The organism is Vibrio alfacsensis (assembly GCF_019670485.1).
GTDB classification, from domain to species: domain Bacteria; phylum Pseudomonadota; class Gammaproteobacteria; order Enterobacterales; family Vibrionaceae; genus Vibrio; species Vibrio alfacsensis.
On record NZ_AP024165.1, the window covers coordinates 1,512,757 to 1,533,315 of the forward strand.

The following is a 20,559-nucleotide window of genomic DNA, read 5'->3' on the forward strand; positions in this document are numbered from 1 at the left end:
GATTGCATACGGAATGAATGGAAAGGTCGCACTATAAGAATCAAGCGAACAATTATGTCAGGCCTGTGTCATAGGTAAGTGCCTGTATCAAACTTGAGATGAGAGGTTGGTATTTATACAAAAGCACGTACTTTTTGTTAGCGAATTCTCAAAAATACGGTCGGGAAGATGGTTTTTTCTCACTAATTAATAAAAACAAAACTTGCAGTAAGTAGCCTTAAGCAGTAACGTTGCGCGGTTTTTCCCAATAAACTTGAATTGCTAAGGTAAAGGTTTTGATTTCCACAGCGAATATTACTCAACAATTTGGCGCTAAGCCGCTATTTGAAAACATCTCAGTTAAGTTTGGCGAAGGTAACCGCTACGGCTTAATCGGGGCTAACGGTTGTGGTAAATCAACCTTTATGAAGATCTTGAGCGGTGAGCTCGAGCAAACTAGCGGTAACGTAAGCTACGATCCAAACGAGCGCGTTGCAAAACTGAACCAAGACCAGTTCGCTTATGAAGAGTTCACGGTTATCGATACGGTAATCATGGGTCATAAGGAACTATGGGAAGTGAAGCAAGAGCGTGACCGCATCTACTCTTTGCCAGAAATGAGCGAAGAAGACGGCATGAAAGTCGCGGACCTAGAAGTAGAGTTTGCTGAAATGGACGGTTACATGGCAGAAGCGAAAGCAGGTGAGCTTCTTCTTGCTGTGGGTATTCCAATGGAGCAACACTTCGGCCTAATGAGTGAAGTCGCTCCAGGTTGGAAACTTCGTGTGCTTCTAGCTCAGGTTCTGTTTGCTGATCCAGACGTAATGTTACTAGACGAACCAACCAACAACTTGGATATGGATACGATCCGTTGGTTGGAAGACACGCTAAACGCGCGTAACTGCACCATGATCATCATCTCGCACGACCGTCACTTCCTAAACTCAGTATGTACGCACATGGCTGACTTGGATTACGGTGAGCTACGTGTTTACCCAGGTAACTACGATGAGTACATGACGGCGGCTTCTCAAGCTCGTGAACGTCTATTAAGCGACAACGCGAAGAAGAAAGCACAAATCGCTGAACTTCAAACGTTCGTTGCGCGTTTCTCTGCAAACGCATCAAAAGCAAAACAAGCAACCTCTCGTGCTAAGCAAATCGACAAGATCAAACTTGATGAAGTGAAAGCGTCGAGCCGTCAAAACCCATTCATTCGTTTTGAGCAGTCTAAAGAGCTATTCCGTAACGCTCTGATTGTTGAAAACCTAAGCCAAGGTTTTGAACACGACTTGTTTGCAAACTTTAATGCGATTTTCGAAGTAGGCGAGCGTGTTGCTATCATCGGTGAGAACGGTGTGGGTAAAACAACCCTACTAAACACGCTTGCTGGTGTACTAGAGCCACGTACTGGTGAGTTCAAATGGTCCGAAAACGCAAACATCGGTTACTACGCGCAAGATCACGCTCATGAGTTTGAAGAAGACCTAAACCTAACAGACTGGATGGGTCAATGGCGTCAAGAGGGCGATGACGAGCAAGTGGTTCGTAGCTTCCTAGGTCGTATGTTGTTTGGCCAAGATGACATCAAGAAGTCTGTGAAAGTACTGTCTGGTGGTGAGCAAGGTCGTATGCTGCTTGGTAAGCTAATGATGCACAAACCAAACATGCTGTTAATGGACGAACCAACCAACCACATGGATATGGAATCGATCGAATCTCTAAACACGGCACTAGAGCAATACAAAGGCACTCTGTTCTTCGTATCGCACGACCGTGTATTCGTAGACTCGCTAGCTACGCGTATCATTGAAATCCGCGATGGCAAAATCACAGACTTTAAGGGCACTTACTCAGAGTTCCTTGCGTCTCGTGGTATCGTAGGCTAATGACGTTCTAGTAAAGACTTGATAACAAAAAAGACCTCAATATGAGGTCTTTTTTTATGTCAGTATCAATCCTTAAACTGTCTCGTCAGGTAGGCAACGATTCCAACAAGGCCGAAAGTAATCAACATTGAAATAATAAGCCCGCTAGGGGTGAGTAGATAATCCCACAGTTGATCGTTGTACATAGTTCACATCCTTTGTGAATCTGTATTATTACACTTTTTCATTTTACCTGATGAATAGGTGTGACGCTATTGATTCCCTTTTACATCAAAATCAATTTTTTCTGCACCGGTAAAGACTTGGAAACGTAACCCTTTAGCACGTGCTATCGTAGTAATACCGAATCTCTTCGCCAAATCTAACCCCATTTGGGTCACGCCAGAACGAGATAACAGAACAGGAATGCCCATTTGAGCAACCTTAATCACCATCTCTGAAGTCAAGCGACCGGTAGTGTAGAAAATTTTGTCGTCACCTGTTTCTTGGTTTAGCCACATTTCGCCAGCTAACGTATCAACCGCGTTGTGACGACCAACATCTTCCACAAAAGACAGCACTTCATTACCTTTACACACCGCACAGCCATGCACTGCGCCGGCTTTTTTGTAGGTATCATTATAATGCGTAAGCGCTTCTAATGCGGTGTAGATCTCTGATTGTTTAAGTGGAACTTGAGGAACTTGATAATCTTCAAGTTGCTTCATTACATTGCCGTACATCGTGCCTTGACCGCAACCTGACGTTACGGTTTTCTTCTTTAACGCACTTTCTAAGTGTTCTGTATTTTCTTTGGTGATTACGGCAGCTGAGTGGGTTTCCCAATCAATGATCACCGATTCAATCGCTTCAGGATCTGAAAGAAAGCTCTGATTCTTTAAATAACCTAACACCAGCGCTTCTGGACGGGAGCCAAGCGTCATTAGTGTGACGATTTCTTTCCAGTTGAGCATAACCGTAAGAGGGCGTTCACAGGCAATTTGCTTGGTGAGCTTTTCTCCATACTCGTCGTATACTTCTACTTCGATGGTTTGAAGGGGATTCTCACTGGTTTTGATAATGTTTGGTTTTACCACAGTCATGTCCTGATGAATAAGAGAGTAATGTAATACTCTCATCGATAAGTCGTTTGTTATTTCAAAATTCGTAAAGCAATTCTTATTCCAACATAGCCATTAAGCAACAAAATGCTCGGGTTCTGTCAATTTTAGGTTAATCCGAGACTCTCGCACGAATAAAACAGGATATAAATGACAGTTTTACTAGGGTTGTATTGATGGTTCACGTAATTGTGAGTGTAAACGGACTTGTTTGTTGCCGCTTGTTTATTTGGAACGGTTTATTGCGAATGGTTTATTATGAATTGTTTGGTGGCACTTGTTACTTTGGCTTGTTTATTGCTTTCAGTTGCGGGATTAAAAACGAAAACAACGTATAAAATTGGGTGAGTTATGTCGGATACAAAAGAGTTTGGAACAGAATTCGAAAAAACAGAAGCATCATGGCCAATTGGCATCGAGTTAGTTGAACATGAAATTACGACTGGTATTTGGGTAACGACTCAATGGCAACTCATGGCGTTTGACATCGCCCCAACGGAAGAGACTCAGCATGTGTGTCTACTTCAGTTACACAAAGACGAGCGCTCTGATTATCGTTTCAATTTAAGTTCACAGCAGCCAAAACTCTTTTTAGTGATGGATAACGAGGATTCCGGTGAACAACCAACCATTCAACTGCTGACGGCCTCACAAACGGTCGCAGCGCAGTATATGGATGGTGACAATTTAGTATTGTCTAATGACATGCCTTTGGCGGTACAAGCGTGGATGGAAGCATTCATAGGCCGTCATGGTGAACTGATTGAAGTAAGACGCAAAAAACGCAAAGGAGCGGGTAGAGCGAATGGCAACTAGTTTTTTTAGCCGTTGGTCGAAACGTAAGTTAGAAGAGTCAACAACAGAGCAGGTAGAAGCAGAGGTATTAACGGCTCGCGATTCTACCGAGGTAGGAGTGCCACAAGCACAACCAACGGATGAGACAGACGCTCAACAAGCAGAAACGACGGTAGCGCCTACTGAAAGCACGACATCTGAGCCAACGGAGCCAGAAGAAATGTCCGTTGCGCAACTATTGGTCTCTGAAGCATCAGAAAGTGTTAAGAAAGCAGCGTTGCGTAAAATGTTTTTGTCTGAAGAGTTCAATATTCGTGATGGTTTAGACGATTATGATGACGACTACAGTAACCTTAAGTCACTATCAGAGGGCGTAGCAGAAACACTGCGTAATTGGGTGAAAGAGGAAACGGAAGATGAAACAGTAGAAGAGCCTGTGAAAGAAAATGCACAAGATACTGAATCTAAACAAGAAAATGATATCGAAGCGGTAGAGCCAGAACTCTCGGAAAGTGAGGTAACTCTCGAAGACGAAAAAGAACTGTATATAAAAACAGTATCCGATAAGAATGGTATTTCAGAGACGAAATTTAACCGTGAAGAAATGGGACAAAATATACCACACAAAGAATAGGTACATTTTGACTAAACACGCAATGAACCGACTGGGACAAAATGTCTCGGTCGGTTTTTTTATACTTAAATTTTTTACCAAAAGACGATAATTAGCTGATAAATAGGCAGAATTTAATTGGCACGACATTTGCTATAAATGGGCATTACCAGTTTTGTTGAAGTAAACAGCAAAAGGGGCAATCCATAAACCCATGGATTTACTACTCAAAAGGGTAGTTACTGACAAGTTGGACAGCAGAATTGTCCCTGCTAACTACAATGAAAGATGGAAAAGACTATCCATGTTCATAGATGGAACCGAGCAATGTTGAAACAATTATTAGAACAAGCAACTTCCAATAACGGTAAAGCACGCCTGTATGCTTTTGATAATACCGTAGAGTTGACGAATCTTATCCCACCAACGGTGAGCTACGAAAGTGGTGGTAATACACTGATTGTTGGTCCAACAGCGATCATTGAGAGTGCAGCTGCACAATTGTCTCAAATGAATAGCGTGACTTTACTTTCTACGGATGGTGAGAAAGGGGAAAACGCTGGACTGTATTATGCAAATTCCGTTCAGGTATCTGGGTTCTTAGGTACATTTGAAGTCCTTATTGAGAATCATGGCCTGACAAACAACTTAGCGAAAGTTGCAATCAATAGTGATTGTTTCGATATCGTTTTGGATCTTTGCCTCAATAGCTGTATGTCAGAAGAAGTTCCGGTTCCTGGTTACTACCCAGTTGGTCGTGGCTATCCGAAACTTGCTGAAGCACTTGAAGAAATCCCAACGTTGATGGGGACATTCGACAAGCCTAAGTTCTTTCGTCTAAATACCGATCTATGTGCGCATAGCTCTCGTGGCGTAAAAGGCTGTGAGCGTTGTGTGGATGCTTGTCCTGCAGGGGCGCTATCAAGTGAGGGCAGTGACAAAACGGGTCATCGAATTGAGATCAACCCTTACCTTTGTCAAGGTGTCGGTACGTGTGCAACGGCTTGTCCAACAGAAGCCATTCATTACGCACTACCAAATCCTGAAGAAACACAGAAATTTATTGAACGTACGTTAGCGAATTACGAGCTTGCTGGTGGACTTGATCCTATTGTTCTTATCTGTAGTTCTCGCCATGAAACATACAATGTAATGGCACTTAAAGCACTACCAGATAACGTGATTCCGATTGTGGTTGAAGAACTGCCATCTATCGGTATCGATACTTGGTTCGCTGCGCTGGTTAACGGTGCAACTCAAGTTCTTTTTGCGGCTTCTCGCTTTATGCCGCAAACCATCATTCGTGTACTTAATAATGAAGTAGGTATCGCGCAAGAGCTGCTTGATCAACTAGGTATCGCAAAAGAAACGATTGATATCCTTTACTTAGAGTCACTACGCGAAGGTCCTCCAACACTTTGCACTGACCCGTTTGATCTTGCGTTAGGCGATCTACAAGGTAATAAGCGTCAGCGTTTGTTTACTGCGCTTGATGCAATGACGTCTTCACGTATTCCAGTAGAAAACATTGTTGAACTGCCAGCGAATGCACCTTATGGCAATGTTTCTTGTGAAAGCAAAGATTGTACGTTGTGCATGAGTTGTGTAGCGGTTTGTCCAACACGCGCTCTGCATACTGACGGTGATTCACCATCGCTTAAGTTCGTTGAACAAGACTGTATTCAATGTGGCTTATGTGCAAAAGCGTGTCCTGAAAATGTTCTGACGCTAACACCTCGCATGAACTGGGTAAAAGAAGAACGTCAGAAAGCGGTTGTCATTCATGAGGAAAAAGCAGCGGAATGTGTTCGTTGTCACAAACCTTTCGCTCCGCAATCTATGATTGACATGCTACAGACTAAGTTACGTGGTCACTCTCATTTCTCAGATGAAGCGGCAATTAACCGTATTGCGATGTGTGAAGATTGTCGTGTGATCGATATGTTTGAATCGATGGCGACAGATCCAATGAAACAACTTAAATACTAGGAGCTCGCAGTGGATACGCAACTAGAACAAGAACAAACACTGAGAACAGAGATTTACTTAGTTCTGTCAGCCCTTTTTCGCGGTGCACCAACGTCTGAAATGATTGAATTTCTGAGCTCATTAGAAGTTGAACCATCAGAAAGTGCAATGCAAAAAGCGTGGCTCGCCTTGCAACAAGCGGCGAAAGAATCAAATCGCGAAGCGCTAGAAGATGAATACCAAGATCTTTTTATTGGTATCGGGCGCGGCGAAGTGATGCCTTTTGGATCATGGCATATGACAGGTTCCATTATGGAAAAGCCTTTGGCTGAAATTCGTCATGATTTGAAGTTGCTAGGTTTTGAACGTGATGAAAACGTCAAAGAACCAGAAGATCACATTGCCGCACTTTGCGAAGTGATGGCGATGCTAACCAATGAAGAAGAAACGCTGCAACAAACGGTGTTTAATAAACATCTTGCACCTTGGTTTGGCTCATTCACTAAGCAACTAGAAAACGCTAATAACGCGAAATTCTATAAGCCCGTCGCTCATCTATGCGATGCATTTTTAACGCTAGAGCAAGTTCGTTTTAGTGTGAACACCCAAAGCAGTAAACATAAATTAAAAATTGATGTGAAAAACGTCACTGATTACGAGTAATCGAGCAGTACTTGGTCATATCGATAGAGGGGCGTATGCCTCCAAAGATCTACCGTAAGGTAAGGAAGCAATGATGAAAGATAATAATGAAATAAACACAAGCCGTAGGGATCTCCTGAAAGGCTTAACAACTGCTGCCGTTGCTGGTGCGGTTGTCGCTGGTACAACAAAAGTGGCAAGCGCTTCAGAAACGGTTGAATCTTCTGAAAAAGACGTGAAGAAGAAAGGGTATCGTGAAACTCAACACATTCGCGATTACTACGAAACACTTTAGGAGATAACGGATGAAACTTGTCAAACGCTCCGACAGTGTGAGCAAAGAAACTAATCAGCTTGGCGTTTCACGTCGTGCTTTCATGAAGAACACCTCGCTTGCTGCTGGTGGTGCTGTTGTTGGTGCAAGCCTATTTGCACCAGGCATGATGAAAAAAGCACAAGCAAAAAGCGTTGATCCAGAAGCAAAAGTTGAACAGAAACGTACGATCTGTTCACACTGCTCTGTAGGTTGTGGTATTTACGCTGAGGTTCAAGATGGTGTTTGGACAGGTCAAGAGCCTGCTTTCGACCACCCATTTAACGCTGGTGGACACTGTGCAAAAGGTGCCGCTCTTCGTGAGCACGGCCACGGTGAACGTCGCCTGAAATACCCAATGAAACTTGAAAACGGTAAGTGGAAAAAGCTTTCTTGGGATCAAGCGATTGAAGAAATCGGTAGCAAGGTGTTGGACATTCGTAAGGAGTCGGGTCCTGATTCGGTTTACTGGCTGGGTAGTGCGAAACACAGTAACGAACAAGCGTACTTATACCGTAAGATGGCGTCACTTTGGGGTACCAACAACGTTGACCACCAAGCACGTATCTGTCACTCAACAACCGTTGCCGGTGTAGCAAACACTTGGGGCTACGGCGCGATGACTAACTCTTTCAATGATATGCATAACTGTAAGTCAATGCTGTTCATTGGTTCTAACCCTGCAGAAGCACACCCAGTTGCCATGCAGCACATTCTGATCGCGAAAGAGAAGAACAACTGTAAAATTGTCGTTGCGGACCCTCGTCGTACACGTACAGCTGCGAAATCGGATCATTATGTGTCATTGCGTCCGGGTTCAGACGTTGCTTTCATTTGGGGCGTTCTATGGCATGTATTTGCTAACCAGTGGGAAGACAAAGAGTTCATTCGTCAACGTGTATTCGGTATGGATGAAATCCGTGCTGAAGTAGCGAAGTGGACGCCTGCTGAAGTTGAACGCGTAACGGGCGTTCCTGAATCTGAAGTTTATCAAACAGCGAAACTACTCTCTGAAAACCGTCCGGGTTGTATCGTGTGGTGTATGGGTGGTACTCAACATACTACTGGTAACAACAACACTCGTGCTTACTGTGTACTTGAGCTTGCGCTAGGTAACATCGGTAAATCAGGCGGCGGTGCAAACATCTTCCGTGGTCACGATAACGTACAGGGCGCAACTGACCTTGGCGTACTATCTGACACACTACCAGGCTACTACGGTCTGTCTGAAGGTTCATGGCGTCACTGGTCGAAAGTGTGGGATATCGACTTTGAATGGATCAAAGGTCGCTTTGATGACAACGCTTACGGCGGTCAAAAGCCAATGAACAGTGCAGGTATCCCTGTATCTCGTTGGGTGGATGGTGTTCTTGAAAACAAAGACAACATTCGTCAACGTGAAAATATCCGTGCGATGTTCTACTGGGGTCACGCAGTAAACTCTCAGACCCGTGGTCCTGAGATGAAAAAGGCGATGCAGAAGCTGGATATGATGGTCATTGTTGATCCATATCCAACAGTCGCAGCGGTAATGAACGATCGTACCGATGGCGTTTACCTGCTTCCTGCAACGACTCAATTCGAAACACACGGCAGTGTGACGGCTTCTAACCGTTCTATTCAGTGGCGTGATCAGGTAATCGAACCATTGTTTGAGTCTAAGCCTGACCATGAAATCATGTACCTGCTGACTAAGAAACTGGGCTATGAAGACGTATTGTTCAAAAATATCCGTGTTGAAAACAATCAACCAGTGATCGAAGACATCACTCGTGAGTTCAACAAAGGTATGTGGACGATCGGTTACACCGGTCAAAGTCCTGAGCGTCTAAAAGCACACCAACAGAACTGGCACACATTCCACAAGACATCTCTGGAAGCAGAAGGTGGTCCTGTGAATGGTGAGACGTACGGTCTACCTTGGCCATGTTGGGGTACGCCAGAGATGAAGCACCCAGGCACACACATTCTTTACGATACGTCCAAGACAGTTGCAGAAGGTGGCGGTAACTTCCGTACGCGTTTCGGTGTGGAATTCGAAGGTCAAAGCCTACTTGCTGAAGACAGCTACTCAAAAGGTTGTGAGATTAAAGACGGTTACCCAGAGTTCTCTGACAAGCTAATTAAACAGCTTGGTTGGTGGGACGACCTAACGGCTGAAGAAAAAGCAGCAGCGGAAGGTAAAAACTGGAAAACTGACCTGTCCGGCGGTATTCAACGCGTGGCAATTAAGCACGGTTGTATTCCATTTGGTAACGCGAAAGCGCGTGCGATCGTTTGGACATTCCCAGACCGCGTACCGCTACACCGTGAGCCGCTATACACGCCACGTCGTGACCTTGTAACCGATTACCCAACTTGGGACGACAAAGAAGCCATCTTCCGCGTACCAACGCTTTATAAGTCTATTCAAAAAGAAGACAAGTCTGGCGAATACCCAATCATTCTGACTTCTGGTCGTCTGGTTGAGTATGAAGGTGGTGGTGAAGAGACACGTTCAAACCCATGGCTTGCTGAACTTCAACAAGAAATGTTCGTTGAAGTGAACCCGAAAGATGCAAACGATCTTGGCTTCAAAGATGGCGATGACGTTTGGGTTGAGGGTGCAGAAAAAGGCCGTATCAAGGTGAAAGCGATGGTAACCCGTAGAGTGAAACCGGGACTTGCGTTCTTGCCGTTCCACTTTGGTGGTAAGTTCGAAGGTGAAGACCTACGTTCTAAGTACCCAGAAGGTACAGATCCTTATGTGATTGGCGAAGCCGCTAACACAGCAACCACTTATGGTTACGACCCTGTTACTTTGATGCAGGAAACAAAAGTAACCCTATGTAACATTCGTAAAGCGTAAGGAGTCTGACAATGGCACGAATGAAATTCCTATGTGACACCAAACGCTGTATCGAATGTAACGGCTGTGTGACTGCATGTAAAAACGCGAATGATGATGCGCTTGAATGGGGCATTCAACGTCGCCGCGTGGTAACACTGAATGATGGTGAACCAGGTGAAAACTCGATCTCTGTTGCTTGTATGCACTGTACAGATGCGCCTTGTATGGCCGTATGTCCTGCAGACTGTTTCGAGCACACTGAAGATGGCATCGTTCTTCACAACAAAGACCTGTGTATCGGCTGTGGTTACTGCCTATTTGCTTGTCCATTCGGTGCACCTCAGTTCCCGAAACAAGCATCATTTGGTGAGCGTGGCAAGATGGACAAATGTACATTCTGTGCAGGCGGCCCTGAAACTGAACCAGGTTCACTAGAAGAGCGTGAGAAGTACGGTGCGAACCGTATTGCTGAAGGTAAGCTCCCTATGTGTGCGTCACTATGTTCAACGAAAGCACTGCTAGCGGGTGATGCAGAGAAAGTTTCTGACATCTTCCGTCAGCGTGTCGTAGAGCGTGGTGCGAAAAACGCAGGTTGGACAGACGGTAACGATCTTTCTTACGACGCAACGAAAAGCTAAGTTAGGAGAGACTCATGTTAAATACTCTTAAACGTGCGTCTCTTGCAATGCTGTCTTTAATGACAGCATTGCTATTGACCTTTGCAATGCCAGCGTCTGCGCAAGAAGACACCTCTCCAGTGGTACAACAGGAGATGACTCAACTTGCAGGTGCAGACTTCTGGCGTCAGGTCAAAGAGGGGCAATCGGGTTATACCACGTCAAAATCAGCGGAGCATGGTGTACTCATCAGTACTCCGGGTGAGACATGGTACATTCTTAAAGAGAAATGGATGTCTCCGGCTGGTGCTGTCGCTATTTTCGGCAGTATCGCTATGGTTATCATGGCTTACGTATTCGTAGGTCCTCTGATGTTAAGCAAACCTCGTACAGGCAAGAAGATCAAACGTTGGTCTCGCCTAGACCGAGCACTTCACTGGAGCATGGCGTTTACTTTCCTAACGTTGGCATTCAGTGGTTTAATGTTGGTTTATGGTAAGCACTTCTTGAAACCGTATGTACCTACAGAGTTCTGGGGCTTTGTGGTGATGCTCGCGAAGCAATACCACAACTATATGGGGCCTCTGTTCTTTATCTTGCTGATGTTTGTACTACTAAAATGGTGGCGCAAATCTATCCCTAACATGACTGACATTCGTTGGTTCATGAAAATGGGGGGTATGGTAGGTAAACACAAAGGAACGCACCCATCGGCAGGTTTCTCTAACGGTGGTGAGAAAGCCATTTATTGGTTGTTGATTTTCTTCGGTGCTATCGCAGCAGTGAGTGGCCTAGTTCTGGATTTCCCAATTTTCGGCCAGACTCGTCGCGATATGGAGTTGTCTAACCTCATTCACGCAATTTCAGCATTGATCTTAATCTGTGGCTTTATCTTCCACATCTATATCGGTCTATTCGGTATGGAAGGTGCTTTAGAGGGCATGGTGACAGGCGAAGTTGATGAAACTTGGGCAAAAGAACACCATGATCTTTGGTACAACGAAGTTAAGTCCAAAGAAGCGATGGGAGAGGCAGACGCTGCACAGACGGATGTAAAAGGAGCGAAAACGAATGAACAAACATCATAACGGGATTTGGGTTGCATACATCCTGAGCTGTCTAACCCCGTTTACGTTTTTGATCTCAGGCGTTATTGCAATCATTTATGCTGGTTACCGTTTGGATAAAGGCGATGATAGCGATGTGGTGAATTCGCATTATTACGGCTTGATTCGTACTTTCTTTCTGTACTTCACGTTCTTTGTGGTGCTGATTGTAACGGTTGCAACGTCAAATGGTGTATTGGTGGGTGTAAGCGATTATTGGGTACACAGTACCTTACTCGATACGATTGCTTACTTTATTCCTTGGGTAGGAATGCTTTTCGCGACACTGGCGATTTTGGTATGGTTCCTACGTATGTACCAAGGTATGAACCAACTGCGCAACAATATGCCACACAGACCATCTACTGGTCCTAACCTGTAAAACGGTTTCTCTGCTTAAAAGCCTCGCAATCGCGAGGCTTTTTTATTTCAAAAATTCCTATTTTAAAGCAGAAATTAGAGGTAAATCAGCAGGCTTACGACCATGGTCTAATCCTTATTACTATTGTTGTTTTTGTATCAGTGTTAAGCTTACTAAAAAGAGCAGCAAGGATAGGTTATGAATTTCCCATACAGAAATATTGTCGTACTTACCGGCGCAGGCATCTCTGCAGAGTCCGGTATTCAAACATTTCGAGCGCAAGATGGCCTTTGGGAGAATCACCGAATAGAAGACGTGGCAACCCCTGAGGGTTTTGACCGCGATCCAAACCTCGTTCAACACTTTTATAACCAACGTCGTAAAAAGCTTCAAGGAGAAGAAATCAAACCGAATGCTGCACATATTGCATTAGGACGTCTAGAGGCTGAACTCGATGGAAAAGTTACCGTTATTACTCAAAACATCGATAATTTGCATGAGAGAGGCGGTAGCAGCAATATCATTCACATGCACGGTGAACTCCTCAAAGCGCGTTGCAGTGAATCAAATCAAGTTATCGAACACTCCGACGATATTGAAACTGGTGAATTGTGTCATTGTTGCCAAATTCCAGCGCAAATGCGACCACACATTGTCTGGTTTGGTGAAATGCCTCTCCGAATGGGCGAAATATACGCTGCACTCGAAGAGGCAGATTTGTTCATATCTATTGGCACATCTGGCGTGGTGTATCCCGCTGCTGGTTTTGTTCACGATGCGAAGATGCATGGGGCACATACGATTGAAATCAATCTAGAACCAAGTGCAGTTGAAAGTGAGTTTGAAGAGAAGCGCTATGGAAAAGCAAGCATTGAAGTGCCACGGCTCGTTGAGGAAATTTTGGCGCTTGAAAATGAAACCAGCGCTTAAACAAATAGATAGATCCTAGATATTACAAAGGCATCGAATTGATTCGATGCCTTTTTGCATTCAGGTTGTTTGTGTTTCAAGCTGCGTATCTAATTGTGCTTCAGACAAAAGAGGCAGGCTAGATACAAGAAAAGCGACCGAGGCCGCTTTTCTAGACTAAATTGACGAACTGATTAGTTGTCTACTTTTAGCTTTTGGAAGTACTCATCATAAAGCACGCTTGCTTCACCAACTTCATCTTGCCATGTACCGCTATCCATCACTTCTTGTGGAGGGAAAATGCTTGGATCATTTGCAAATTCTTTCGGTAGCAGGTCGTGCGCAGTTTTCACTGGAGTAGGGTAACCAATCTCTAGTGCAATCTTAGCTGCGTTCTCTGGACGTAGTAGGAAGTCAATCATCTTATGCGCAGCATCAACGTTCTTCGCACCAGCTGGAATCGCAAGGCTGTCCATCCAGAAGATAGCGCCTTTTTCTGGCCAGATGATGTCGATGTTCGCACCTTCTTGGCGAGCCATGTACGCAGAGCCGTTCCAAAGCATACCAAGTGATACTTCACCTGCTAGGTATGGGTTCGCTGGGAAGTCTGAGTTAAATACTAATACGTTTGGCATTAGCTTTTTCAGTTCTTCGTAAGCGGCTTTGATTTCATCTGGGTTAGTCGTGTTTGGCGAGTAACCTAGCTTAGTTAATGCAATATGGAATACTTCACGAGAATCATCCATCAGCATTAGTTGACCTTCCCACTTGCTATCCCAGAAATCATCCCATTTTGAAACTGATGACTTGCTTAGCATGTCCGCATTGATACCAATGCCCGTTGCACCCCAAATATAAGGAATAGAGTAGTTGTTGTTTGGGTCGAACGGTTTGTTCAAGAAATTAGCATCAAGGTCGTCAAAGTGAGACAGTTTCGCTTTGTCGAGCTTTTGCAGCATGCCTTCTTTACGCATTTTAGATACGAAATAGGTAGACGGTACTACCAAGTCGTAACCAGAACCCTGAGTTTTCAACTTCGCGTACATACTCTCATTAGATTCGTACGTTGAGTAGATAACTTTGATACCAGTTTCTTTTGTAAAGTCTTCAAGAACTTCATTTGGAATGTATTCCGACCAGTTGTAGAAATACAGTTCTTGATCAGCCGCCATTGCCGGGGTAGCGAACAACGTCGCTGCACACAGTGCGCTTGCGTAGATTTTACTTTTCATTTGTTTTCCGTTTTGTTCAGCAACAGGCAACACCAACACCGATAGGTATTGATAGATGTTATGTTGCGATAAGCACAATCCTGTTTATTCGGATCACCAACCTCAATCATTATTGGATAAATAGGTGACAATGTTTGAAGCCGTGTCAAATAAACCTAGCTACGTATAACCAAATAACCTTTTGTCGGCGTTTATAAGACCTAAAGTTACTTGGGTATAAAATTATATCAGTCAATTACAAAAATAGGCAGCGTATTGCTGCCTATTTTCATTTAGTAGATGGCTTATTAAACAGATTATTGACCTGCTTTAAGCTTTAGGAAGTAATCTTCGTACTTCACTGTCAGATCGCCTACAGAGTCTTGCCATTCAACGCGGTCAAGGTCTTCTTGCGATGGGAACAGTGGGGCAACGTCTTTGAACTTAGCGTTCGATTCTTTTACCGCTGTTAGGTAGCCAGTGTCACGAGAGATTTGCTCTGCGATTTCTGGACGTAGTAGGAAGTCGATCATCTTATGAGCCGCTTCTACGTTCTTCGCACCAGAAGAGATTGCAAAGTTATCAACCCAGCCGATACCGCCTTCTTTAGGGAATACTAGCTTAAGGTTCATGCCTTCGTTTTGAGCCGCAGCGGCACTGCCGTTCCAAAGCATACCCACACCAACTTCGCCAGACATGTAAGGAGCGCCTGGGTTGTCAGAGTTAAATACGAGAACGTTAGGCATTAGCTTTTGTAGCTCAGCGTACGCTTCATCAATTTGTTTTGGATCCGTAGAGTTACCTGAGTAACCCAGTTTACGTAGTGCAATATGGAACACTTCACGAGTATCGTCCATCAGCATTACTTGACCTTCAAGTTCTGGATTCCATAGATCAGCCCAGCTTTGGAAATCGTTTGGATCGTACATGTCAGCGTTTACTGCTAGACCAGTAATTGCAACAACGTGTGGGATAGAGTAGTCGTTCTTTGGATCGTAAGGCTTGTCTAGGTAGTTTGTATCTAGGTTGCCGAAGTTCTTCAGCTTAGTCTTATCGATCTTTTGTAGCATACCTTCGTCACGCATCTTCGCTACGAAGTAAGTTGAAGGTACAACTAGGTCATAACCTTGGTTATGAGTTTTTAGCTTTGCATACAAAGTTTCATTCGACTCGTAAGTCGAGTAGATAACCTTAATGCCTGTTTCTTTAGTAAATTGCTCTAGGATATTACTGTTAATGTAAGGTCCCCAGTTCATAAATACCAATTCTTTGTCGTCCGCTGCCGCTGAACCAGAGAACAGAGAAAGCGCACATGCACTACCAGCTAATAGAGTAGCCCATTTTTTCATTGACGTTAGCTCCAAACCAAACGTTGTCCAAACCTTTTTGGACGTTAGATAGAAAAACAGAATGGCGATGACCATTCTGTTTCGTGAAATTTCCGGAAGCGGATTCTACTTTACTTTTTCTCTTGCTAGCAACTGAGAAATCACTACTAGAGTTAAAGAAACAATCAACATTACCGTTGCGAGGGCATTTACCTCAGGAGAAATGCCTACTTTCACCATTGAGTAAATCTTCAATGGTAAAATTTCATATGTTGGACCCGTTACAAACGAACTGATAATTACGTCGTCTAGAGACAGGGTAAAACTCAATAACCAACCTGCAGCAACCGCTGGCTTAGCAAGAGGGAGGATAATCTGCTTTAAGATAACCCATTCACTTGCACCTAAGTCTTTTGCGGCTTCTAACATTTTCACATCAAACCCGTTAAGGCGGCTGTAAACCGTTACCACGACAAACGGAAGACAGAATGTGATGTGAGCAATCAAAAGCGTAAAGAAGCCAAGCTGCGCCCCTAATACAAGGAACAGTGCCAACAATGAAATCGCCATCACGATATCCGGTGACATCATTACCACAAACAGCATGCCGTTAACTGCGCCTTTTCCTTTAAAGGAGTAGCGGAATAGAGCAACGGCCGTCAAGCTACCAATAATTGTAGCAGCTGTCGCAGAAAACACCGCAACATTTAACGAGTGCCAAGCCGCTTGGACCAAGCTGTCGTTGTTGACTAAAGTTTCATACCATTTGGTGGTAAATCCGCCCCATTTCATGCCGAATTTGTTGGCATTAAACGAGTTAACAATCAAGACGATGATAGGCAAATATAGGAATGCGTATACCAGCGTCATAAAGCTAAATCTAATTGTGCGTCCCATTAGTCTAGCTCCACTTTCTTATTCAATAGTTTGCCAGCTCTGTAGTAAGCATAAAGCATCACAGCCATTGCAAAGGTGAGGGCAATACTTGTTGCCGCACCAAATGGCCAGTCACGAGCGTTGAGCACTTGGCTCTTGATCACGTTACCAATCAGTAGGTTCTTCGCGCCACCAAGTAGATCTGAAATGTAGAACATACCTAGAGCAGGAAGTAGTACCAATAAACAGCCACCAATAATGCCTGGCATGGTCAACGGTAGAATGACTTTAGTAATCGTCTGGATCTTGTTCGCACCAAGATCTTTCGCCGCTTCAATGTACGTGTTATCAAGCTTCTCAATTGCCGAGTAAAGCGGCAAGATCATAAATGGAAGCAAGATGTACACAAGACCAATCATTACTGCAGTTTCTGTGTACATCAGGCGCAGCGGTTTATCGATGATTTCCATAGCCATCAACGATTTGTTCAAAATACCTTGAGTACCTAAAACAATCTTTAGACCGTAAGTTCGGATCAAAGAGTTGGTCCAAAATGGAACAATCACCAAAAACAACATAAATGGACGCCATTTTGGCGGCATTTTTGCGACAATATAGGCAAATGGGTAACCAATTACCAAACACAATAACGTCGCAACGATTGCCATATAGAAAGAGTGCATTAGCACTTTTGCATATAGTGGATCTAACAATCGTAGGTAGTTGTCAAAAGTAAACGTTAATTCAATTAGGTTTGCTTCATCACGCGTCAAAAAACTTGTACCGATAATCATTAGATTCGGAATCAACACAAACAGTGTTAACCAACCTACGATTAGGGTAATGATCGCGTTCTGAAGACTAAGCTTCTTGCTTATCATTTAGTACTACCTCCCAGCTCTCAACCCAAGTAATAGCGACTTTTTGGCCGAGAGAGTGGTCCACATCTGGATCATCCTCGTTAAAGAACTCGCTTACCATCACGCGCATGCCTGAATCCAACTGGATTACAGAATCTAGAGTCATACCTTTATAAGTACGCTCGGTAACGTGACCTACGATGCCTCTCTCTTCAGACTCTTTGATCTCTTCGATACGCAAGTCTTCAGGGCGAAGTAGTACTTGTAGTTTGTCACCAGGCTGTGCTTCTTGATCGTAGTAAACAATCGACTCAACACCTTCGATTTCTGCACGAATACGCTTCTCATCGATGCGCTCAAGCATTGTGGTGTCAAATACGTTGATCTCACCGATAAAGCGAGCAACAAATAGGTTTTTAGGTTCTTCGTAAATTTCACGCGGTGAACCATCTTGTTCGATTACGCCATCACGCATAACGATAATGCGGTCAGACATCGATAGGGCTTCTTCTTGATCGTGTGTTACGAAAATGAAAGTAATACCAAGTTGACGCTGCAATTGTTTAAGCTCGATTTGCATTTGCTTACGAAGTTTGTAATCAAGTGCAGATAGCGACTCGTCAAGGAGTAGTACTTTTGGCTTGTTCACAACTGCGCGCGCAATAGCGATACGTTGTTGTTGACCACCAGAAAGTTGATGTGGCTTACGCTGTGCCATTTTTTCTAGGCGAACCATGCGTAGCGCTTCCATAACACGCGGCTCAATCTCAGCTGCAGGTGTTTTCTGCATACGAAGACCAAAAGCAACGTTTTCGAATACGGTCATGTGAGGGAAGAGTGCATAACTCTGAAATACCGTGTTGACGTGCCTTTGTTCAGCAGGAACCTGTGTTACATCTTGGTCATCTAATACGATTTGACCGTTATCTGCCGTTTCAAAACCTGCGATCATGCGTAAAACTGTAGTCTTACCACAACCAGACGGGCCAAGAATCGTCAGAAACTCACCATGATTAACATCCAGATTTAAATTACCGATGATCTCCTTACCATCGAAACTCTTGCTAATACCAGATAGACGAACTACTGGCTTTCCTGCTTGCTGTTTAGCGTTCAACGTCTGTATTTCTCCCACGTTCAAATTGGGTTTGGACCAATTGATGTGACATTAGTCATTCACTTTTGAGGCGCGCATCATAATCACCAAAATTGTGAAATCAAAGCATTTTCTTATCATGAAACAGAAAAAAATTTGCAGGCAAAAGTAAACAATCCTTACCATACTGTGTTTATCGCCTTAGAAAGTGCGAGAATACAATCTGTTAAAGTTGTTTTTGGTTATGCAATTGTTTTCAAATTCATGGGTTTGAGAGTGTGTAATTATCGACCAATTCGTAGATATTGCAAGTGAAAGGGGCCGATTATCGTTTTAGACAGGGAAAGATTTCTTTATACTAACGCCCACATTAATTAACTGGTTTTCCAGACAAATATTACAAGGTAACCTTGGATAAAATATGAACAACGATTTTGAGAAAGATTTCAATCTTGGCGGGAATGTAGAACGCGCACTTTCTGGTCAGTACGAACTGAAAGCTGGGGCTGTTTTTAGTGAAGCTTGGCGTACAACCATTCAACAATTTTTGTCGTTCTCTCCAGCGATCATTCTGCTACTTCTCGTTCAACTTGGTATTTTTTACATTGCCCTACAGCTTCAGTTGGGGGATCCGAGTGTTATTCTAAGTGCATTAGAAAATCCAGAAGCATTTACTGCAGATATCGCAGGCGCTATTTACGTTGCGAACTTCAGTTACGAAGTGATCAGCGCCCCAATTTTTGCAGGCGTAAGCCTTATGGCTATGAGCCACATTGCTGGGTTGAAAACAAAAATTCGCCATGTGGGTAAAGGCCTTCAATTCACGGTACCTGTTATTTTGGCAACCCTGTTTAGCTTGATGCTTCAAGGTGCTATTGCCATTTATCTACCTTTAGTATCTCTCTATTTCGCGTTAGCGTTTAGTCAGTCTATCCTGCTGATTTGTGAGAAGAAAGTTTCGCCAATGCAATCACTTTGGCTATCGTTTCGAGCGGTAAACAGAAAGTTATTTGTCGTGGCAGGGCTTTACTTAAGCGTGATGTTGATGTTTATTGTCGCTGCGATGTTCTACGGAATAGGCTTGATCTTTGTGCTCCCTTTCTTCTTTCATATGAAAGGGATCCTGTACCGCGAAATGTTTGGTATCAAGCTGAAGATCGTTGCAACGCAAAAGAAAGATAACGATCACGACGGTAATTCACAGGTGTTTGATGCCTAAATCTCTAAAATCAATGAGTTTACGTGTGGCGGCTATCTCTATAGCCGCCACTTTTGTTTCAATTGGACCTTATTTGCATTATGACCGCGAGTACAGAAGCGCAATTGATCCTAGTGTTATTCATGGCCCAATAACGCATCCGGATTTGTCACATCTACCATATATTGGGGACATTCCCGATTTCGCTTCTATTAAGGATATCAAAGCAAAGAAAACCGCATTCTTTGATTTTCTTCGCCCTAAAATCGCGTTAGAAAACCGCCGCATCCAAAAAGAAAGAGCATTTTTGGAGTCGTTGCGCATTGGGAATGTCACCAAAGAGCAAATCTCATATGCAGAGAGATTGGCGGCTTTATACTCTTACCCTTTAAGAGACAGTGGCATGAGCCAACAATGGCTTGATGAAATGCTAAAGCGAGTAAATGTTCTCCCAGAGGCGTTGGTTTTAACCCAAGCAGCCAATGAATCTGCGTGGGGCACCTCTCGTTTTGCAACTCAAGCAAATAACTTATTTGGTCAATGGTGTTATAAGACGGGTTGCGGAATTATTCCTGCCAAACGTGGAGCAGGACAAAAGCACGAAGTTAAAAAATTCGAATCTGTACAAGAGTCTGTTCACGGTTATTTTATGAATGTGAACCGTAACCGAGCTTACGCAGATTTGAGAGATATTCGCGCAAATTTGGCAAAAAATAACAAGGACTTATTGTCAGTCTCGACGGCGACTGAATTGACTCACGGTTTACTCGCATATTCAGAACGAGGGATTGCCTACGTTAATGATTTGAGAGCCATGATTCGTCACAATAATGCCTATTGGACGCAATAAAAAGAAACGACGAAACGG

Annotated in this window: 19 protein-coding genes; 13 read left to right on the forward strand and 6 right to left on the reverse strand. The window is 43.8% G+C overall.

The window, feature by feature from the left end; all coding sequences use genetic code 11:
* The first annotated feature begins 275 nt into the window (after nt 1-275).
* Complete coding sequence (locus VA249_RS07345) at nt 276-1,868, forward strand: ABC-F family ATPase (RefSeq protein WP_221069681.1); 1,593 nt, start codon at nt 276-278, stop codon at nt 1,866-1,868.
* 251 nt (nt 1,869-2,119) lie between these two features.
* Here VA249_RS07345 and VA249_RS07350 read toward each other — a convergent pair whose 3' ends face one another.
* A complete protein-coding gene (locus tag VA249_RS07350) occupies nt 2,120-2,944 on the reverse strand; it encodes a formate dehydrogenase accessory sulfurtransferase FdhD (RefSeq protein ID WP_221069876.1) in 825 nt (274 codons plus the stop codon).
* A gap of 375 nt (nt 2,945-3,319) precedes the next feature.
* Between VA249_RS07350 and VA249_RS07355 the strand changes: the two genes are divergently transcribed.
* The 10 genes from VA249_RS07355 to cobB all read left to right on the forward strand — a co-directional run bounded on the left by VA249_RS07355 (nt 3,320) and on the right by cobB (nt 13,143).
* Nucleotides 3,320-3,784 (forward strand): DUF3305 domain-containing protein, encoded by a 465-nt coding sequence (locus VA249_RS07355; protein WP_128810893.1) that lies wholly within the window; start codon nt 3,320-3,322, stop codon nt 3,782-3,784.
* A complete protein-coding gene (locus VA249_RS07360; protein WP_221069683.1) occupies nt 3,774-4,397 on the forward strand; it encodes a DUF3306 domain-containing protein in 624 nt (207 codons plus the stop codon). Before VA249_RS07355 ends, VA249_RS07360 begins: the two co-directional genes overlap by 11 nt.
* 306 nt (nt 4,398-4,703) lie before the next feature.
* On the forward strand, nt 4,704-6,365 hold the full coding sequence (locus VA249_RS07365; RefSeq protein WP_128810892.1) for a 4Fe-4S dicluster domain-containing protein: 1,662 nt from the start codon (nt 4,704-4,706) through the stop codon (nt 6,363-6,365).
* A 9-nt stretch (nt 6,366-6,374) separates the two neighbouring features.
* Nucleotides 6,375-7,007, forward strand: coding sequence for a TorD/DmsD family molecular chaperone (locus tag VA249_RS07370; RefSeq protein ID WP_221069684.1), 633 nt, complete (start codon nt 6,375-6,377; stop codon nt 7,005-7,007).
* Between the two features lie 73 nt (nt 7,008-7,080).
* On the forward strand, nt 7,081-7,281 hold the full coding sequence (locus tag VA249_RS07375) for a twin-arginine translocation signal domain-containing protein (RefSeq protein ID WP_221069878.1): 201 nt from the start codon (nt 7,081-7,083) through the stop codon (nt 7,279-7,281).
* Nucleotides 7,282-7,291: 10 nt separating this feature from the next.
* Nucleotides 7,292-10,147 (forward strand): formate dehydrogenase subunit alpha, encoded by a 2,856-nt coding sequence (locus VA249_RS07380; protein WP_221069685.1) that lies wholly within the window; start codon nt 7,292-7,294, stop codon nt 10,145-10,147.
* Between the two features lie 11 nt (nt 10,148-10,158).
* Nucleotides 10,159-10,767, forward strand: a complete 609-nt coding sequence (gene fdh3B, locus VA249_RS07385) for a formate dehydrogenase FDH3 subunit beta (protein ID WP_128810889.1) — start codon at nt 10,159-10,161, stop codon at nt 10,765-10,767.
* A gap of 14 nt (nt 10,768-10,781) precedes the next feature.
* The gene (locus tag VA249_RS07390) at nt 10,782-11,834 is read left to right on the forward strand and encodes a formate dehydrogenase subunit gamma (protein ID WP_221069687.1); all 1,053 of its coding nucleotides are present in this window, start codon (nt 10,782-10,784) and stop codon (nt 11,832-11,834) included.
* Nucleotides 11,818-12,234 (forward strand): hypothetical protein, encoded by a 417-nt coding sequence (locus tag VA249_RS07395; RefSeq protein WP_128810887.1) that lies wholly within the window; start codon nt 11,818-11,820, stop codon nt 12,232-12,234. Before VA249_RS07390 ends, VA249_RS07395 begins: the two co-directional genes overlap by 17 nt.
* Before the next feature lie 177 nt (nt 12,235-12,411).
* On the forward strand, nt 12,412-13,143 hold the full coding sequence (gene cobB, locus VA249_RS07400; RefSeq protein WP_221069689.1) for a Sir2 family NAD+-dependent deacetylase: 732 nt from the start codon (nt 12,412-12,414) through the stop codon (nt 13,141-13,143).
* Between the two features lie 173 nt (nt 13,144-13,316).
* Here cobB and VA249_RS07405 read toward each other — a convergent pair whose 3' ends face one another.
* The 5 genes from VA249_RS07405 to potA form a co-directional block, all read right to left on the reverse strand.
* The gene (locus tag VA249_RS07405; protein WP_128810884.1) at nt 13,317-14,354 is read right to left on the reverse strand and encodes an extracellular solute-binding protein; all 1,038 of its coding nucleotides are present in this window, start codon (nt 14,352-14,354) and stop codon (nt 13,317-13,319) included.
* A gap of 296 nt (nt 14,355-14,650) precedes the next feature.
* Nucleotides 14,651-15,682, reverse strand: a complete 1,032-nt coding sequence (locus VA249_RS07410) for an extracellular solute-binding protein (protein WP_211919003.1) — start codon at nt 15,680-15,682, stop codon at nt 14,651-14,653.
* A 105-nt stretch (nt 15,683-15,787) separates the two neighbouring features.
* Nucleotides 15,788-16,558 (reverse strand): spermidine/putrescine ABC transporter permease PotC, encoded by a 771-nt coding sequence (potC, locus tag VA249_RS07415; RefSeq protein ID WP_221069691.1) that lies wholly within the window; start codon nt 16,556-16,558, stop codon nt 15,788-15,790.
* Entirely contained in the window at nt 16,558-17,418 is an 861-nt protein-coding gene (gene potB, locus VA249_RS07420; protein ID WP_211919001.1) for a spermidine/putrescine ABC transporter permease PotB, read from the reverse strand. The genes potC and potB overlap by 1 nt, the downstream gene beginning before the upstream one ends.
* Nucleotides 17,399-18,514: a spermidine/putrescine ABC transporter ATP-binding protein PotA gene (potA, locus tag VA249_RS07425; RefSeq protein WP_225923917.1), complete on the reverse strand. Its 1,116-nt coding sequence runs from the start codon at nt 18,512-18,514 to the stop codon at nt 17,399-17,401. The genes potB and potA overlap by 20 nt, the downstream gene beginning before the upstream one ends.
* Before the next feature lie 400 nt (nt 18,515-18,914).
* On the opposite strand from potA, the gene VA249_RS07430 reads away from it, so the two are divergent.
* Entirely contained in the window at nt 18,915-19,712 is a 798-nt protein-coding gene (locus VA249_RS07430; protein WP_221069693.1) for a DUF2189 domain-containing protein, read from the forward strand.
* Nucleotides 19,705-20,541: a glucosaminidase domain-containing protein gene (locus VA249_RS07435; RefSeq protein ID WP_221069695.1), complete on the forward strand. Its 837-nt coding sequence runs from the start codon at nt 19,705-19,707 to the stop codon at nt 20,539-20,541. The genes VA249_RS07430 and VA249_RS07435 overlap by 8 nt, the downstream gene beginning before the upstream one ends.
* Nucleotides 20,542-20,559 lie beyond the last annotated feature (18 nt).

Excerpts from the sequence above, each read along its gene's own strand:
- potC (WP_221069691.1), bottom strand. The coding sequence starts at position 16,558 with ATGGGACGCACAATTAGATTTAGCTTTATGACGCTGGTATACGCATTC.
- VA249_RS07410 (WP_211919003.1), bottom strand. The coding sequence starts at position 15,682 with ATGAAAAAATGGGCTACTCTATTAGCTGGTAGTGCATGTGCGCTTTCT.
- cobB (WP_221069689.1), top strand. The coding sequence starts at position 12,412 with ATGAATTTCCCATACAGAAATATTGTCGTACTTACCGGCGCAGGCATC.
- VA249_RS07355 (WP_128810893.1), top strand. The coding sequence starts at position 3,320 with ATGTCGGATACAAAAGAGTTTGGAACAGAATTCGAAAAAACAGAAGCA.
- VA249_RS07375 (WP_221069878.1), top strand. The coding sequence starts at position 7,081 with ATGAAAGATAATAATGAAATAAACACAAGCCGTAGGGATCTCCTGAAA.
- fdh3B (WP_128810889.1), top strand. The coding sequence starts at position 10,159 with ATGGCACGAATGAAATTCCTATGTGACACCAAACGCTGTATCGAATGT.
- VA249_RS07390 (WP_221069687.1), top strand. The coding sequence starts at position 10,782 with ATGTTAAATACTCTTAAACGTGCGTCTCTTGCAATGCTGTCTTTAATG.
- VA249_RS07395 (WP_128810887.1), top strand. The coding sequence starts at position 11,818 with ATGAACAAACATCATAACGGGATTTGGGTTGCATACATCCTGAGCTGT.
- VA249_RS07430 (WP_221069693.1), top strand. The coding sequence starts at position 18,915 with ATGAACAACGATTTTGAGAAAGATTTCAATCTTGGCGGGAATGTAGAA.
- VA249_RS07365 (WP_128810892.1), top strand. The coding sequence starts at position 4,704 with ATGTTGAAACAATTATTAGAACAAGCAACTTCCAATAACGGTAAAGCA.
- potB (WP_211919001.1), bottom strand. The coding sequence starts at position 17,418 with ATGATAAGCAAGAAGCTTAGTCTTCAGAACGCGATCATTACCCTAATC.
- VA249_RS07435 (WP_221069695.1), top strand. The coding sequence starts at position 19,705 with ATGCCTAAATCTCTAAAATCAATGAGTTTACGTGTGGCGGCTATCTCT.
- VA249_RS07360 (WP_221069683.1), top strand. The coding sequence starts at position 3,774 with ATGGCAACTAGTTTTTTTAGCCGTTGGTCGAAACGTAAGTTAGAAGAG.
- VA249_RS07405 (WP_128810884.1), bottom strand. The coding sequence starts at position 14,354 with ATGAAAAGTAAAATCTACGCAAGCGCACTGTGTGCAGCGACGTTGTTC.
- VA249_RS07380 (WP_221069685.1), top strand. The coding sequence starts at position 7,292 with ATGAAACTTGTCAAACGCTCCGACAGTGTGAGCAAAGAAACTAATCAG.